Origin of the sequence: Acinetobacter sp. Z1, from assembly GCF_024296945.1 — a bacterium.
GTDB lineage: Bacteria > Pseudomonadota > Gammaproteobacteria > Pseudomonadales > Moraxellaceae > Acinetobacter > Acinetobacter beijerinckii.
Window position 1 is genome coordinate 1,753,747 of record NZ_CP101115.1, and the last position, 17,098, is coordinate 1,770,844.

Genomic DNA, 17,098 nt, shown 5'->3' on the forward strand with positions numbered 1-17,098 from the left:
GGATCAGATCAAAAAAAGGATCAAATTTTTATCTTTTTTTTATTTTTAATAAGTACGGACTGTAATAGCTGAGCTCAAGTTGATGGGTATATGCCAGTGTATCGAGACTCTGTTGAGGATTTTGTAATGACAATACCCCAGAAATCGGGATGTTTTTCAGTTCAGTATCGATATGATAGGTCCCTTTTTTATAACGATACAATTCATCTAGTACTTTCTCTAAAGGCCATTGTTCTACCACCAGCAATTGTTGTGTCCAATAGGGGCGATCATTATTAAGTGGGAGTGGTTTAGAGATCTGTTGAGTATCGAAATATGCACGTTGGCCTTGTTTTAAAATCTGACGCTGACCAGAATCCTGAGGCTGTAGCGCGACTGCATGTTGATAGACTTTAACCCGAGTCTGATCATGATGTTCTTGTCGTACCGTAAACTGAGTACCTAAGGCCTCAATTGCACCATCTTTGGTCTTCACCATAAATGGACGGTGTTGCGGATCTTTGGCGGTCTGGATATAAATTTCACCTTCGATCAGTTGAATTTGTCGAGTCTGTTCGGAGAAATTCACGTTGATATAACTATCACTGGCCAAGATCAAAGTTGAACCATCTTGCAGTGCAATAGTTTTAATTTCACCGACCTCAGTATGATTATCAGATTGCAATTTTGCCCAAGGCAACAAATACATTCCGCAGCCGATAACTAACAATCCTGAAAGGCTAAACAGCATATTTCGTTTCGCGGTCAGTTTAAATTTTTGATTGGACTGGACTAAAGAGTCTGAGGGAAAGTGGTTGGATAATCCTGTTAAGCCGTGTGTAAATCTATTGATGTGTTGAATAGCTAAGACATGTTCTTTTTTTTCTGCCTGCCAACGTTCAAATTGCTGCTGTTGCAGCTCGGTCATTTCACCTGAATGTAATAGCACCAGCCAATCTGCGGCTTGGTCCAATACATGATCAGGGATTTTAGGGGCTTGAGACATAGCAGCAAAGCAAATTTAGCAATTAATCAGTCTGATTATAAAGACTTATGCAGGCCAAGAAAGCCTGTTTCATATCTCTTTTGACCGTTGCTTCTGAAATATCCAGTTTTTCACTAATCGCACGATAGGTCAGTCCATCCAATTGCGATAATAAAAACACCTGTGCGGTGCGTTGAGGTAGCTTTTCCAGCATCAAATGCACTTGATAAAGCGTTTCACGAATACAGACTTCGTATTCAGCAGAGGGATAGTATTCTTCTGGTAGCTGTGCAAGTGCATCTAAATATAAGTGTTCAACATGCTGATGTCGCCAATAATCAATAATCACATGCTTGGCGATGCCCATCAACCATGCCTGAGGTTCTTTAATATTTTCAAAGCAATAGTCACTTTTCAAAGCACGGTAGAACACTTCCTGACTCAAATCTTCAGATTGATGGTGGTGCTGTAGCTTGTGCTTAAACCATGACAACAACGAGCTTTGTTGTGATTTATAAACGTGGCTAAACCATAACTGTTTTTCTACGTTCAGGTTCATAGCAAAGAGTCCACAAATGAGCAGGGAGATGCACAGTTAAAGTCGAGGGGAAAAAATATTTTCAAATAGTAATGATAATTGTTATTAATATCAATAAAATTGTATACATACTTTTACAGAAAAAATTGAGCTGATTTTGAATTTCATTCGACTAAACCAATGCAAGGGAACATTTTTGTTTTCTTCGTCTCCCATATTTTTAATGAATTTTATTTGAATAAGTAGAGTATGTCATGAGTGAACAACAAATTGATTTAAAACCACAACAGCATTCTCGATCAAATAAAATCAAATGGTTGATTGCCTTGACGGTGCTTTTATTGCTTATGGTATGGGGTTGGAATTATTGGAAAAAATCCCAAGCCGATCAACAAGAGTCATTTAGCCAATGGAGTAAACCTGTGCCTGTTCGCGTGGTCGGGGTACAACGTGGCGATTTGCAATTACAAATTAAGGCGATTGGTACGGTCGTACCTGCCAATACTGTGAATGTTCAAAGTCAGGTATCTGGTGTGCTGCAAAAGCTGTATTTCCAAGAAGGGCAATACATCAAGAAAGGGCAATTGTTAGCACAAATTGACCCGACACCATTTCAAGTCGCATTGGCACAGGCACAAGGGACACAGCAACAAAATTTAGCGCAGTTGCAAAATGCACAAACGGAATTGAATCGTTATCAGTTGCTGTATAAGCAAGACTCGATTGCCAAGCAACAGGTCGATCAACAGCAAGCCTTAGTCAATCAACTCAAAGGACAGATGCAAGCCAATCAAGCACAGGTTGATGCGGCAAAGTTACAACTGTCTTATACCAAAATATATGCACCGATTGATGGCCGTGTTGGTTTTCGCCTCAAAGATGCAGGCAATTTAATTCAGGCCAATGAAGCAACGGGCCTATTGAGTATTACTCAAATCCATCCAGTGTATATCCAGTTTGCCGTTGCGGAAAACTATTTAGACATCGTACGTCAAGCCACTAAAAATAAACAAAGTATTCAAGTCAGTGCATGGGATCGTGCAGAACAAAAACAATTGGCAACAGGCTCAGTTCAAGCACTGGATAACCAGATTGATCTGAATACAGGCACACTTAAAGTTAAAGCTGTTTTTACCAATCTGGATGATGCTTTATTTCCGAATCAATTTGTCAATGTTCGTGTAAATGCCAAGACCTTGCAAAATGCAGTGCATCTACCGAGTGACGCCATCCAACATGGCGCAAAAGGAACTTATGTTTATATTGTCAATAAAGAACATAAAGCCGAAGTGCGTCTGTTAAAACTGGGTGTGGTTTCACAAGGACAGACCGAAATTGTTGAAGGTCTTCAGGGCAATGAACGTGTTGTTTTAGAGGGGATTGATCGACTTTCAGAAGGGCAAGAAGTACAAGTCATTCAGGATGATGTTTCTAAGCCAATACCCGCAAAAACTGTAGCTGGGTAAGCGTATGAATATTTCTAGATTCTTTATCGTACGACCCGTCGCCACTACTTTGTTTATGTTGGCGCTATTTTTTAGTGGCCTGTTGGTGTGGCGTTTATTACCTGTATCGGCATTACCGCAGGTTGATTATCCGATTATTCAGATTTACACCTTTCAGCCGGGTGCAAATCCAGATACGGTGCAGCGAACCATCAGTTCACCTTTGGAACGGGAGATGGGTAAGATTGCAGGCTTGAAGCAAATGTCTTCAAATAGCTCGGTCGGTGCTTCGGTGATCACCCTGCAATTTGAGTTATCTGCCGAACTGGGCATTGTGGAGCAAGAAGTACAATCGGCCTTGAGTACTGCCAGCAGTAAATTGCCGAATGATTTACCCACGCCACCCATCTATCGCAAAGTGAATCCTGCCGATGTGCCCGTGATTACCCTTGCAATTAGCTCTGACAGTTTGCCACTGACCACGGTCTATGACATGGTCGATACGCGTGTGGCACAAAAACTTTCGCAGCTTTCTGGTGTTGGAATGGTGAGTCTGGCAGGCGGACAACGTCCTGCCATCCGTGTGCAGATGAACCCAGCTGCCTTGGCAGCGATTAAGCTCAGTGCTGAAGATGTGCGCGCGGCGATTGCTGCTGCCAATGCCAATCAACCAAAAGGGAGTTTTGATGGGCCTTTTCGATCGACCATGTTGGATGCCAACGATCAGATGCGTTCGATTTCTGATTATGAAAACCTGATTTTACGTTGGAACAATGGCGCACCGATTCGTCTAAAAGATGTCGCACAAGTGCTTGAGGGCAGTGAAGATCGTTATATGGCAGCGTGGGCGGATAGCCAATCTGCTATTTTGGTGAATATTCAGCGACAACCCAATGCCAATGTGATTGAGGTGGCGGATCAAATCAAAAAAATCCTACCTGAGTTACAACAAAACCTGCCTGAAAATGTTCACATTCGCGTATTAACTGATCGAACGGAGAATATTCGTAGCTCGATTAAAGATGTTCAAAAAGAATTGGTCTTCGCCGTGTGTCTGGTGGTGTTGGTCACCTTCCTGTTTCTACGTAATTTTGCTGCGACCCTGATTCCAAGTATTGCCGTACCGCTGTCGATTATCGGCACTTTTGTACTGATGTATTTCCTTGGTTTCTCGGTCAATAACCTGACTTTAATGGCATTAACCATTGCCATAGGCTTCGTCGTAGATGATGCCATCGTGATGCTTGAAAATATTGCACGACACCGTGAGTCAGGTGAAAGCATGTTGCAAGCAGCCCTGAAAGGATCAAAAGAAATTGGCTTTACCCTCATTTCTTTGACGATTTCCCTGATTGCAGTTTTGATTCCTTTGCTGTTCATGGGCGATGTCGTTGGGCGGCTGTTCCATGAGTTTGCCGTGACATTGGCAGCAGCCATTGCACTGTCTTTGGTGGTGTCTTTGACCTTGACCCCGATGATGTGTGCCTATCTACTAAAAGATGCACCGAAGCATGCAGATCAACCGAGTCGATGGAGTCTGGATCGAGTCATTCAGCATTATGCGAAGTTGTTGCAATGGGTACTTCGACACCAAGTACTGACCTTGATGGTGATGTTGGCAACAGTGGTACTGGCGGGACTGTTGTATTGGTCGATTCCGAAAGGCTTTTTCCCAGTACAGGACAATGGTGTCATTCAGGTGGTCACTGAAGCCCCTGACCAAATTTCATTTCAGGCCATGAGCGAACGTCAACAAGCTTTGGTAGCAGTGATTGCAAAAGATCCAGCTGTTGCCAGCTTATCTTCTTTTATTGGTGTGGATGCCAATAATCCCAAGTTAAGCAATGGGCGTATTCTGGTCAATTTAAAACCCCATGCTGAACGTGAACCCGCAACGGATGTGATGGCGCGACTAAATGAAAATTTTGCACAGGTACATGGGATTAAAGGCTGGATGCAACCTGTACAAGAGTTAAGTATTGAGGACAAAATTAGCCGGACTCAATACCAACTGAGTGTGACTGCACCGAAAAATCAATTGGTAGAGCAGTGGACACCTCAACTGGTTCAGGCATTGCGTCAGCAGCCTGCATTTGCGGCAGTAACCAGTGAAGATGCAGGGCGGGGTTTACAAGCCTATATCGAGGTCAATCGTGATGCGGCTGCACGTTTAGGTTTGAGTGTTGAAGACATTAGTTTGGCTTTGCAAAATCTATTTGCTCAACGCCAAATCGCAACTTTATACACGCAATCCAATCAATACCGCATTCTTTTAGAATTAGACCCAAAACTCACCCAAGGCATTGAGGCTTTAAAGCAAACCTATATTCATAATAATCAGGGACAGCCGATTTTATTAAGCTCTGTCGCCACGATTGTCGAAAAACATGCACCGATTCTTTTACAGCAACAGTCGCAATTTCCTGCGGTTGGGATTTCCTTTAATTTAGCCAAGGATGTGTCTTTAGGCGAAGCCATTGCTGCAATTGAGCAGGTTAAGCAGCGCCTCGATTTACCGGCAGAGCTACAGGTACAACTGCAAGGCGCAGCCGCCGCTTTTGAAAATTCACAGCAACATACCTTTTGGTTGGTGATTGCGGCAATTGTGACCATGTATATTGTGCTCGGCATGCTGTATGAGAGCTTTATTCATCCAGTCACTATTCTTTCAACCTTACCGTCTGCCGCGATTGGGGCTTTATTGGCCTTGTTTATGGTGGGGAGGCCATTAGACATGATTGCGCTGATCGGGATTATTTTATTGATCGGTTTGGTCAAGAAAAACGGCATCATGATGGTCGATTTTGCACTTGCAGCACAACGTCATCAGGGCTTGTCGGCTGAGCAGGCCATTTATCAAGCTGCTTTATTACGCTTCCGTCCAATTCTGATGACCACGCTGGCCGCGGTCGTCGGTGCAATTCCGCTGATGCTGGCCTCTGGTTCAGGGGCTGAATTGCGACAGCCTTTAGGTTTGGTGATGGTGGGTGGATTGTTGGTGAGTCAGGTGCTGACCTTGTTTACCACACCCGTGGTGTATCTGTTTTTTGATCGCCTGCAAGCAACCCGAACTGATGCAAGTCAGTTTTCAGAGCAGACAGGAGCCTCTCAATGACGCTGCTGTCGGTGTTTGTGCAACGACCTGTTGCCAGTGTGCTATTGGGGCTTGCGATTGTTCTACTCGGTATATTGGCTTATTTACGTTTGCATGTTGCGGCATTACCACAAGCGGATATTCCGACCATTGTGGTGCGTGCCAATCTACCCGGTGCCAGTCCAGAAAGTATGTCTGCAACGGTGGCAACACCTTTAGAACGCGCCATGATGGGGGTTTCTGGGGTTAAAGCGATTAACTCATCCAGTAATCAAAGTTCGACACAGGTGGTTTTGCACTTTGATTTGAATACCGATATCAATGAAGCGGCACGTGAGGTTCAGGCTGCCATCAATGCGGCGATGTCGCAGTTACCCGCAGGGATGCCGAGTCCGCCTGAATATTTCAAAATTAACCCGAGTCAAAGCCCGATTTTCTATTTGGCACTGAGCTCCAAACAGCTTTCAGCGGCCAAGCTATATGAAATTGCATCCAATCAATTACAACCCAATTTGGCCCAGATCAGCGGGGTCGGTGAAGTGTCGATTGATGGTGCTTCTATGCCAGCTGTACGTATCACCATCAATCCAAGTGCTTTGGTTTCAACGGGGATGTCACTAGAGCAAGTTCGGCAGGTGGTCGCGAAAAGTAATGTGGTGCAGGCATTGGGCGTGGTGGAGCAACAGCAATTGCGTTGGCAAGTGGCGCTTTCTACAGAATTAAAGACCGCCCAAGATTTTGCCGACCTGATCATCCGACACACCGATCAAGGGGTGATTCGCTTAAAAGATATTGCCGAAGTGCGTGATTCGGTTGAAAACCGCTATGTCAGTGGTTTTCACAATGGACAGCCTGCGGTGATATTAAAAATTAGCCGACAGCCCAATGCCAATACCGTGGCGACCATTGACCTGATCAAAGCCAAATTGCCTGCTTTACGTGAATTGATGCCACGCGATGCGCAGTTAACGGTGGTAATGGATGGTTCAAATATCGTCCGTAATAGTCTTGAAGAAGCAAGAGATACTTTGTTTCTATCCATGCTGTTGGTCGTGATCGTTGTTGTACTGATGCTAGGGCGATTGCAGAGTGCAGTGATTCCCACAATGGCATTACTGGTCACTTTAATTGGGGTTTGTAGTCTGATTTATTTGGCTGGTTTTTCGCTGAATAATCTGTCGATTATGGCGATCATCGTGGCGATTGGTTTGGTGGTGGATGATGCCATTGTGGTACTCGAAAATATTGAACGCTATATTGAGCAAGGTGATTCTCCTGCACAAGCGGCGGTAAAAGGCATTCAAGAAGTTGGCTTTACCTTGATTGCCATGAATCTGGCATTGATGGTGATTTTCCTCTCGGTCTTGTTTATGGGCGGTGTGATAGAACGCTTATTCAGAGAGTTTTCGCTCACGCTGGTTTTTGTGGTGCTGCTATCGGTCTTTGTTTCCTTGATTTTAACCCCCAGCTTATCAGCACGCTGTTTAAAACCTCTATCTCTTAATCACCCTCCACGACTGTATCGTTATAGCCATGATTTGATTCAGGGATTGACCCAATCTTATATTCGCTCTCTGCATTGGGTGCTGAAACATGCTTATCTGATTGTGGTGTTGTGGCTGGCCGCAATCATGGCGTCAGTTTATCTCTATAATTTATTACCAAAACGGGTATTACCTGAACAAGACACGGGGCGAGTCGGCGCTTTTATTCGTGGCGATGATGGTTTTTCTTTTCAAATCATGCAACCAAAGATTGCTGCATTTAACCAAGCCTTACTCAAAGATCCTGCAGTACAAGATGTAGTCGGTACTTCCGGTGGCGGTGGTGGTATGACCAACTCATTTTTGATGGTCAGTCTGAAGCCAAAAGCTGAACGCGACGGATTAACCTCCAAACAAGTAGTCGAGCGTTTAAAGAAAAATGCACCTTGGCAAGCAGGGGCAGTGTTCTCTGCGGATGTCGAACAAGATTTGGAATTGGATGATCCTTTTTCCAGTGGCAATGCCCAAGAATATTTATTGTTATTGCAATCTGACAATGTGAGCTTACTGCGTGAATGGGCACCCAAAGTTGCCGAGGCCATGCGTAAACTGCCTGAATTTGAAGAGGTGGAAACACAGGGTGATGAAGGGGCGCAACATGTCACGTTAGACATCGACCGTGAAGCGGCGAAACGATTGGGTATTGATATTGAAAGTATTTCCAGTGTTCTCAATAACTCCTTTTCACAACGGCAGATTTCCATAATTTATGATCGTAATGATCAGTTCTATGTGGTGATGGAAGTTGACCAACGTTTTACCGAACATCCTGAAGCCTTGGCGGATATCAAAGTGCCAAATCAACAAGGCATCTATGTGCCCTTAAGCAATTTTGCTACGTGGAGTTATGGCATTAGCAATGATCGGGTTTATCGCCGTAATCAATTTGCCGCTATGGGGGTTGGCTATGTGGTGAAGAAAGGCTATAGCTATGAACAGGCCGATGCTGCGATTCGTCAGGTCTTGCCAAAGATCATGCTGCCAAAAGAAATCTTTGTGATGACAGATCGCGATGTCGAAACTGAAAGCCTTCAAGCTGGTTTAAGTACGCCTGCTTTGATTGCGGCTGTGATCGTGCTGATTTTTATTGTCTTAGGGATTACTTATGAAAGTATTGTGCATCCTTTTACCATTTTATCCACCATTCCGACAGCAGCTCTGGGCGCTTTACTCAGCTTATGGTTGTTTCAGATTCCGTTTAGCCTGATAGCCTTGTTAGGCATCTTTTTGCTGATTGGGATTGTGGTGAAAAATGCGATCTTGCTGATTGATTTTACTTTGCAGCAACGGCGTCAAGGTCACACCGATTTAGACAGCATTATCGCTGCGGCAACATTGCGTTTCAGACCGATTTTAATGACCAATACCGCAGCTTTATTGGGTGCGATTCCTTTGGCACTCGGTTGGGGCGAAGGCTCTGAAATGCGGCAACCACTTGGGATTGCCATTGTTGGCGGATTGGCCCTGGGGCAATTATTAACCTTATATACCACTCCTGTGATGTATCTCATATTTGAAAAATTCGCTCAATTCCTGAATCGCTTCAAACTGCGATTGAATATCTTGCGTTGGAATAAATAGGAAGTCGCTATGAAAAAAACAGTTTTTACACTTTCTATCAGTATCACAGTGATGATGCTCACAGCATGTCAGTCGTCTAGTACCTTTAAGCCCGCAGCCTATCAGCAGCCCGTGATTCAGAGTGCTGCACAATATAAATATGCAGATTTGCAGTGGATTGAAGCTTCTAAGATAGCAGCGACACCACAGCAATGGTGGGAGATGTATCAAGATCCGATCTTATCCAAGCTGATACAGCAATTGGATCAGGACAACTTGAGCATCCAACAGGCCCAAGCCAAGTATCGCCATGTTATGGCACTGTTGGATGGGCAACGTGCTAATGCGCTTCCTAGCATCAGCATGGGTGGCAATGCCAATCAGACTGAAACCAAAAACGCTGGCAAGAGTCGGCAATTCGGTGCCAATGTCGCAGTGAGTTGGATTCCTGATCTTTGGGGGAGAGTTGCAAAAGCAGTGGAAGGTCAACAGGCCAACCTACAAGCATCTGCTGCAGATTTGGCTGCCATTCAACTGAGTCAACAGGTATTGGCAGCCGAGACCTATTGGAGTATTCGTTTGTTCGACGCCAAACTAGATGTGTTAAATCAGACCCAGCAAAGTGATGAACGATCTGTGCGTATTTTACAGCAGCAATACCAAGCAGGCATGATTGCACGGGCTGATGTGATTCAGGCTGAGACCCAACTTAAACAAGTCGGGCTGCAATTGTTAGAGCTACAACGTAGTCGTGATTTGCAAGAAAATGTGTTGGCAGTTTTAGTTGGACGCAATGTGGCTGACTTTAATTTAAATAAAAATCGCTACCAATTTAGTACTCCTCAAATCCCGACTCAAATTCCAAGTCGGCTGTTGGCACAACGTCCCGATGTGATTCGTAGCGAACGCGAATTGGCAATGACACATGTGCAATTAGGCTTAGCACAAACCGCATGGTTACCTGATTTGACCATCAGCTTGGATAGTAGTGCCAATAGTCAGGTCTTCCATAGTTTATTGCAGTCACCTAATACCGCATGGTCGATTGGTGCAAAAGCTTTGGGTACATTGTTTGATGGGGGTAAACGACAGGCTGATATTCAACAAGCGCAAGCCAATTACGATGAAAAGCTTGCTGCTTATAAGCATTCAGTTTTAACAGGCTGGAAAGAGGTGGAAGATGGTTTACTGCAAGCAGATCATTTCCAACAACAGATCGTGGCGCAACAACAGCTACTTAAGCTTTCGACTGAAAATGAACGGGTTGCTACGCAGCGTTATCAAGCTGGTTTGGTCAGTTATCTGGAAGTTGCGACAGCACAGAATCTACGGTTGAGTGCAGAAGAACGTTTATTGGAGTTGCAGCAAATGTATTTGAAAAATTCAGCACAATTGATGGCTGCATTAGGTGGTTAATAATGTTTAAGTTTTATCGAGTAATAATTTACTCGATAAAACTTTTGTTTACTTGTTCATATGTTTAGAACCGATTAATTAATCATCTAAAAATCACAATTTATTCATCTAGCTTTTCATATGCTCTGATTAGAAATTTTAGCAATCGTCATATTAAAGATTTATAGCGATTTTTTTGATTATAAAAGGTCATATTTTATGCTTAGTGTTGAGAATTATGATTTGGGCGATCTATCAAGAATTATTGAAATGGCTTGGGAAGATAGAACGCCGTTTGAAGCGCTTGAAAGAGAGTATGGTCTCAATGAATCCTCAGTCATCAAATTGATGCGAACTAACTTACAGCCAAGTAGCTTCAAACTATGGCGTAAACGTATGGTTGGACGTAAAACAAAACATTTAAAGTTGCGTTCCGCTGATGTCTCTCGTGCTTATTGTTCACGCCAATATAAACGTCATTAATTTTCATGTTTATTGTGATCTTAACTTAATTATTGCTGAATAGATTTCTTAAAGGTCATTTAATGTCTAAATTATCAATTGCTTATATTTTTCAAAATCAGCAACTTTTAGTAGATCATGATTTTCAGTTACCACAAGTCGAGAAATTAAAGGATGATCTTATTTTATCCTCAGATTTTGAGGTCATTGCAAGGGACTTAAAGCAGAGTGAAAGCATTCCATCTGGTTATCAATTAGTACCGATTCGCCAACTATTGCAAGTTTGGAATAAACAACAATTTGAGCAAGCAAGTCGAGCTGTACAACTTTTAGAATGGCGACGTAATCACCAATTTTGTGGGCGATGTGGCGAAAAAACAGAGCAGATTCTTGATCAGTTTTCAATGAAATGTCCGAGTTGTGGGTATAGTCAATATCCAAGAGTGAATCCGTGTGTAATTACAATTATTACGCGTGGTGATGATGAGATTCTGCTCGCGAAGAATACACGCAATAAAACAATGTATAGTTTAATTGCTGGCTTTGTAGAGGTTGGTGAAACTTTAGAGGAAGCAGTCCGTAGAGAAACCAAAGAAGAAGTAAATATTGAGATTAAAAATATACAATATTTAGCCAGTCAACCTTGGCCATTTCCAAGTAATTTGATGATTGCATTCAGAGCCGAATATCATTCAGGCGAAATAAAACTTGAAGAAAAAGAAATCAGCGACGCACAGTTTTTTAAATTTGATGCATTACCTGAACTTCCATTTAAAGGAAGTATTGCTTATGCGATGATTATGCATATTCTTCATGGAAATAGAGTTGCAGATGAAACAAAAGAATGGTTATAGGGCTTTCAGATATTTATAAATTAACTTTACTTAGCTTTTTGTGCGTAAGCCAATTATCAAAATTTAAAAAAGATTAAATATGTAGCAGAACATGCTTGTTCAATCCAAGAAAATTGTGAATACTCTTGCCCGAAATTTCAGACTTATCTTTAACTTTTTGGGGTTAGGCTACTACAGTGAAAACACATTCATTTTCTCGTTTACATCAAGCTTTACTGGTTGCTGGTTCATTTTCATGTGGTGGACTAACTTCGGTCTTAGCAAATGCAGAAGATGAAACTGCAGTATCAAAATTACCCACAATTACGGTTGCTGCTCAATCTGAACAAACCATGCTATATCAGAAAAAATTGAATTTGACGGGCTTTTCACAGAAAAATATTGATGAAATTCCAGCTTCAATTGGTATTGTGACCGCAGAGCGAATTGCGGATCAACACGCAAAAACATTAACTGATATTGTTAAAAATGAAGCTGCTGCTGGTGATGGATATGCACCGATTGGCTATTATGCTAATTTTATTATGCGTGGTTTTGCGCTTAATCTAGGATCAAGTTATCTTCTCAATGGTAACTTGCTTCGAGGCGAACAAAATGTAGCGCTTGAAAATAAAGAGCAAGTAGAAATTTTAAAGGGTATTAGTGCAATTCAAAGTGGAATGTCTACGCCAGGTGGAGTCGTTAACTATGTGACTAAACGTCCAAAAGACATTCGTTCTGTTACCTTGGAAACAGATAGTCATGGTGGTAATCGTATCGCAACTGATATAGGCGACATATTGGGCGAAAATCAACAATTTGGTTATCGAATCAATCTCGCTCACGAAGAGATTCATCCTTATGTAGAACATAGTAACGGGAAACGTTTATTTGGTTCAGTCGCTCTAGATTGGAATATTTCTGATCATTCAAAACTCGAATTTGATATTGAATCACAACGTCAACGTCAGCGCTCTGTACCAGGCTATCAATTATTAGATGGAAAAACTGTACCCCAAAATGTGGATTGGGATCGTCTACTTGGTTATCAAAGCTGGAGTAACCCCATCACAAATGAAAGTCTAAATACAAGTTTAAAATATACCCATCATATCAATAAGGATTGGACAGCAAATCTTTCTGCTTCACAAAGCCGTGTTGTGATTGATGACTATTCAGCTTTTCCATGGGGATGTTACAGTGATATTTGTGAGTACACTGGTCTAGGTAATACTTTTGATAAAAATGGTAACTACGATATTTATGATTTCCGTAGCCCAGATGATAGTTACCTAACCAATCAGTTTAAAACTGGACTAAATGGGATATTCGACACAGGAACATGGCAACATAGTTTAAATGTCGAGTTGTCTCATACTTATAAACGACGTGCACAATATGATGCTATCAACCAACCTATTGGCACAGGTAATATCTATAAAAATACAGTGAGCTACAATCCGACAGATAAAGTTTTAGGCAATCATTATAAATCGCTTGATAGTCAGCAAACAGCATTAAATCTTCAAGATCAAATCCGTTTCAATAATTCATGGTCTGTTCTCATGGGCGGAAAAATCCTTTCATTAGATGAAAAAGCCTATGATGCCAGTGCCAATAAGATTCGTGATACAAACTTAAATCGATTCTTACCCCAATTTGCTGTGATGTATCAACCTTGGGAAAATACTCACGTTTATACATCATTTAGTAAAGGTTTAAGTGATGGTGGTCAAGCACCATGGTATGCATTTGGTAATGAAGAAAAAGGAATTGAAGGTAATGCTTTTCAAACACTAGAACCGATTAAATCCACACAATATGAGCTTGGATTAAAACAACAGTTTCAAAATATGTTGTTTACCGCAGCACTATTTAATTTAGAGCAAGATAATCAATACACCAATGCGGATAACTACTTTTTAAAAGATGGAAAACAGCACAATTTAGGTTTGGAATTTGGGTTACAAGGTCACTTAGGACAAAATCTTGATTTAAATTCAACACTAGCGCTTACACGCTCACGTTTAAAAGATATTCAGGTAGATGAATATCAGCATCATCAAACTCAAAATGTGCCAAAACTACGTTTTGCTAGTAATCTCTCATATGCAATGCCACAAATCGAGGGCTTGCGCTTATTAGCTGGTGTTCGTTACAGCAGCAGTAAATATGCGAATAAAACTGGTTCAGTGAAAGTACCTAGTTATACTGTATTTGATACTGGTGCAGCTTATAAATTCCATGCTTATGGATATGAGAATCAATTGAGATTTAATGTTGATAATCTATTTAATAAAAAGTATTGGAGAGACGCGGGCAGTTTCTTCGGGGATGATTACTTGTTCCTAGGTGCTCCTCGTACAGCACAATTCTCTTGGTCTGTGAATTTTTAAATATAGTTCAAATACATAAAAACGATCTTGTTTAAAAATAAGATCGTTTTTTCTTCTATTATTTTAATTAACAAACATAACTATTAAACGTGAACGCATAAATCAAATCAATTAATCAATACGCTTTGAGATTGAATTATTTAACCATTTTATTTCGTAGTATTCGCTTTTCGGAAATCATTCGGTGTCATGCCACTCCATTTTTTAAAGGCACGGGCAAAATTAGCAGGTTGGATATATCCTAAATACAGTGCAATTTCTTGTATTTCCATATCACTGCTCAGTAAAAGCCTTGTCGCTTCGTTATATTTTACTTCATCTAACAAACTGAGATAAGAAGCGCCAATCTCGTTGAGATGTCTTCTTAATGTCCGATTAGACATATGCAAACGTTGTGCAACCAAATCTAAAGAAGGGTAGCCTTTATGAGGTGTCAATACTAATTCTGCCCTGACGCGTAAAGCTATATCTTGGATTTGTGCTGAAAAGCGGATTTGTTCAGCTTCGCACTGGGCTAATGCCGATAGAAATGCGCTTTGATCCGCCATTTTTGTAGGCAAATCTATGGTCTCAGAAGAATAACAAATTTGGTTTTTTTCTTGATTGAAACGTACTTTGGGTAATTGTGATAAGAAATCTTGATGATAAATAGGTTCAGACCAGTCAACCCGAAGCTCCACATTAGATAAATCATGTTTGGCTAAGACCAGAGCAGTTTGAACGACACCAATCATCAAACATTCATAGAAAAAGCGTCTTAGTATTTCAGCTTGTTCAGGATGTTGGCTGACAACAGGGTGGGTTTGTTGTATTTCAATAATTGATTTTTGATTTTTTTCATAAAAGTCAATTTTATAGTCTTTTAATCGCATATTAAAAAACTGGGTTGCAAGTTCTATGGCATTGCGCAATGACGCACTACTCATCAATGCATATCCCATTGGTCCATGTGCAGTCAGTCTAAGTTTTAATCCATATTCGTATCCTAAACCCAGATCTTTCGCTAGTGTCAGACTCACCCAAGCTAGCTTTGACCATTGCATAGGTGTGATGCGAGCATCTAATTGCTTGAGTAGCGTTACAGGTATTTTACTGAGATGTAAAATCTCGGATGCAGAAAACCCTTTTTCGACCATGATTTCGAGTAATAAATGGGCATAAGAAATAGGGATACTGGCTTTTGACAGTCCATATGGATCTTTCATTTCTATTTATTCGTTGGCCGAAAATGATTGGTAGTATGTCTGAACCCCATCTCACGCTCAAGTTTTATCTCTTGGATACTCAGATCATTGTATTGATTTGAGTATTGCTAATGAGTTTACCTCGTCCATTAAAAGATTCTCCTGTAGTGATAACGGGTGCTTCATCTGGAATCGGTGAAGAACTTGCCAAGCAATTCGCAGCACGTGGCTATTCATTAATTTTGGTTGCAAGACGAGTGGATAAATTAGAGCTACTTGCTACGGCTTTGCGCGAAAAATATCAAGTAGAAGTCAACTTACACCCATGTGATCTTGCTGATCGAGAACAAAGAACTATCTTTCGAAAAGAACTAGAAAAAATGGATATTTCCATTCTATGTAATAACGCAGGGTTTGCCACTTTTGGTCGATTGCATGAATTGGATGCTGATCGTGAACGAGAGGAAACCGAGGTGAATGTCGTTGCCGTACAGGATTTAACATTGGCTGTACTTCCTCACATGATTCAACGCCGAAGTGGGGCGATTCTGATGGTTGGTTCTACCTCAGGTCATCAACCAACGCCTGCAAATGCAACGTATGCAGCGACAAAAGCCTTTGCAAATTCATTTGCTGAATCTTTACATAGCGAGTTAAACGGAACAGGTGTGACTTGTACATTGTTAGCTCCGGGTCCCACGATCACAGGATTTAATGAAGTTGCAGGTATCTCAAACATTGATGGTATAGGCGGAAGTCTAGTATGGGTAACAGCAGAACGTGTTGCCAAAGAAGCGATTCAAGGGATGGCATCTAATCGACGAATTGTGATTCCGGGATTGATTGCTCAAGCACAAACTTTGGGAGGCAGATATACACCACGCATCATTTTATTACCGATATTAAAACAAGTATTTTCGAGGTTAAAAGCATGAGACAACTGATCCATGATTTGAGTATACCGATTGGTTTGGCAAATCTCGGCAAAAAACTCTATCACAATGCCCAATACCTGACGGCTGTCGTGGAAGTTGATGAAAAGAAAATGGCACGCTGGCTACCATCAGGTATGAAATTGGCACAACCTGCCAGAGCAGATTTGTTCTGTGCTAACTTTCCAGAAAATGTATATACAGGGGCTTACCATGAAGCAGGTTTATTCGTACATATTCAGGTGGGTAATAAAATAGGCATTTTTTGCCCGTGGATGATTTTGAATGATGACCGCGCCATGATTATCGGGCGTGAGCTATTGGGTTATCCCAAAAAAATAGGCGAAATTGCTTTGGAAAATGATGGCACTCGTATTCTCGCAAAAGCCTCTCGTCGTGGTACGACACTCATTGAAATGAATGCAAAGCTTGGAGATGTTATTGCTCATGCACCACCAATTTTAGGTTTACCACATCGTAATATCACGGGCGGTTTGGGTTTGGCATTACCCAGAGAAGTTCGATTCACACCTAGAGAACATCCGATTGAGGTACGCCAAGTCGAAATGAAGTTACGCTTTACAGGAACAAAGCACGATCCGTTGCATGAAATGGGCTTGGGTGAGGTCGTTGAAGCACGTATTCACCGTTGCGATTTATCTGGTGGTTTAATTCCACCAATTCAAATTCCACGTTTTAGAACACCACTTTTTCTGATGCGTCAGTTTAATCCACGTGTTTTATAGAGAGA

12 protein-coding genes are annotated in these 17,098 nt (G+C 41.6%); 9 read left to right on the forward strand and 3 right to left on the reverse strand.

Annotated elements, in window-relative coordinates:
* Positions 1–28 precede the first annotated feature (28 nt).
* Positions 29–985 carry a FecR domain-containing protein gene (locus NGC85_RS08175; RefSeq protein ID WP_254805503.1) on the reverse strand — a complete coding sequence of 319 codons (957 nt, stop codon included), beginning with the start codon at positions 983–985 and terminating at the stop codon, positions 29–31.
* 22 nt (positions 986–1,007) lie between these two features.
* On the reverse strand, positions 1,008–1,523 hold the full coding sequence (locus NGC85_RS08180) for a sigma-70 family RNA polymerase sigma factor (protein ID WP_254805504.1): 516 nt from the start codon (positions 1,521–1,523) through the stop codon (positions 1,008–1,010).
* Between the two features lie 233 nt (positions 1,524–1,756).
* Between NGC85_RS08180 and NGC85_RS08185 the strand changes: the two genes are divergently transcribed.
* The 7 genes from NGC85_RS08185 (at position 1,757) to NGC85_RS08215 (ending at position 14,231) form a co-directional block, all read left to right on the forward strand.
* Positions 1,757–2,968, forward strand: a complete 1,212-nt coding sequence (locus NGC85_RS08185) for an efflux RND transporter periplasmic adaptor subunit (protein ID WP_254805505.1) — start codon at positions 1,757–1,759, stop codon at positions 2,966–2,968.
* Between the two features lie 4 nt (positions 2,969–2,972).
* A complete protein-coding gene (locus tag NGC85_RS08190; protein WP_254805506.1) occupies positions 2,973–6,062 on the forward strand; it encodes a multidrug efflux RND transporter permease subunit in 3,090 nt (1,029 codons plus the stop codon).
* Positions 6,059–9,166, forward strand: a complete 3,108-nt coding sequence (locus NGC85_RS08195) for an efflux RND transporter permease subunit (protein ID WP_254805507.1) — start codon at positions 6,059–6,061, stop codon at positions 9,164–9,166. The genes NGC85_RS08190 and NGC85_RS08195 overlap by 4 nt, the downstream gene beginning before the upstream one ends.
* 9 nt (positions 9,167–9,175) lie before the next feature.
* Entirely contained in the window at positions 9,176–10,561 is a 1,386-nt protein-coding gene (locus NGC85_RS08200; RefSeq protein ID WP_254805508.1) for an efflux transporter outer membrane subunit, read from the forward strand.
* Positions 10,562–10,759: 198 nt separating this feature from the next.
* Positions 10,760–11,023 (forward strand): TIGR03643 family protein, encoded by a 264-nt coding sequence (locus tag NGC85_RS08205; RefSeq protein ID WP_254805509.1) that lies wholly within the window; start codon positions 10,760–10,762, stop codon positions 11,021–11,023.
* A gap of 62 nt (positions 11,024–11,085) precedes the next feature.
* Positions 11,086–11,856, forward strand: coding sequence for an NAD(+) diphosphatase (gene nudC, locus NGC85_RS08210; RefSeq protein WP_254805510.1), 771 nt, complete (start codon positions 11,086–11,088; stop codon positions 11,854–11,856).
* A gap of 176 nt (positions 11,857–12,032) precedes the next feature.
* Positions 12,033–14,231 carry a TonB-dependent siderophore receptor gene (locus tag NGC85_RS08215; protein ID WP_254805511.1) on the forward strand — a complete coding sequence of 733 codons (2,199 nt, stop codon included), beginning with the start codon at positions 12,033–12,035 and terminating at the stop codon, positions 14,229–14,231.
* 149 nt (positions 14,232–14,380) lie between these two features.
* Here the strand turns inward: NGC85_RS08215 and NGC85_RS08220 are convergent, their stop codons facing one another.
* Positions 14,381–15,436, reverse strand: a complete 1,056-nt coding sequence (locus NGC85_RS08220; protein ID WP_254805512.1) for an AraC family transcriptional regulator — start codon at positions 15,434–15,436, stop codon at positions 14,381–14,383.
* Positions 15,437–15,546: 110 nt separating this feature from the next.
* Between NGC85_RS08220 and NGC85_RS08225 the strand changes: the two genes are divergently transcribed.
* On the forward strand, positions 15,547–16,350 hold the full coding sequence (locus NGC85_RS08225) for an SDR family oxidoreductase (RefSeq protein WP_254805513.1): 804 nt from the start codon (positions 15,547–15,549) through the stop codon (positions 16,348–16,350).
* Positions 16,347–17,093 carry an acetoacetate decarboxylase family protein gene (locus NGC85_RS08230; protein WP_254805514.1) on the forward strand — a complete coding sequence of 249 codons (747 nt, stop codon included), beginning with the start codon at positions 16,347–16,349 and terminating at the stop codon, positions 17,091–17,093. Before NGC85_RS08225 ends, NGC85_RS08230 begins: the two co-directional genes overlap by 4 nt.
* Positions 17,094–17,098: the final 5 nt, after the last annotated feature.

Coding starts and splice junctions, on each gene's coding strand:
- NGC85_RS08175 (WP_254805503.1), bottom strand. CDS start 985: ATGTCTCAAGCCCCTAAAATCCCTGATCATGTATTGGACCAAGCCGCA.
- NGC85_RS08180 (WP_254805504.1), bottom strand. CDS start 1,523: ATGAACCTGAACGTAGAAAAACAGTTATGGTTTAGCCACGTTTATAAA.
- NGC85_RS08185 (WP_254805505.1), top strand. CDS start 1,757: ATGAGTGAACAACAAATTGATTTAAAACCACAACAGCATTCTCGATCA.
- NGC85_RS08190 (WP_254805506.1), top strand. CDS start 2,973: ATGAATATTTCTAGATTCTTTATCGTACGACCCGTCGCCACTACTTTG.
- NGC85_RS08195 (WP_254805507.1), top strand. CDS start 6,059: ATGACGCTGCTGTCGGTGTTTGTGCAACGACCTGTTGCCAGTGTGCTA.
- NGC85_RS08200 (WP_254805508.1), top strand. CDS start 9,176: ATGAAAAAAACAGTTTTTACACTTTCTATCAGTATCACAGTGATGATG.
- NGC85_RS08205 (WP_254805509.1), top strand. CDS start 10,760: ATGCTTAGTGTTGAGAATTATGATTTGGGCGATCTATCAAGAATTATT.
- nudC (WP_254805510.1), top strand. CDS start 11,086: ATGTCTAAATTATCAATTGCTTATATTTTTCAAAATCAGCAACTTTTA.
- NGC85_RS08220 (WP_254805512.1), bottom strand. CDS start 15,436: ATGAAAGATCCATATGGACTGTCAAAAGCCAGTATCCCTATTTCTTAT.
- NGC85_RS08225 (WP_254805513.1), top strand. CDS start 15,547: ATGAGTTTACCTCGTCCATTAAAAGATTCTCCTGTAGTGATAACGGGT.
- NGC85_RS08230 (WP_254805514.1), top strand. CDS start 16,347: ATGAGACAACTGATCCATGATTTGAGTATACCGATTGGTTTGGCAAAT.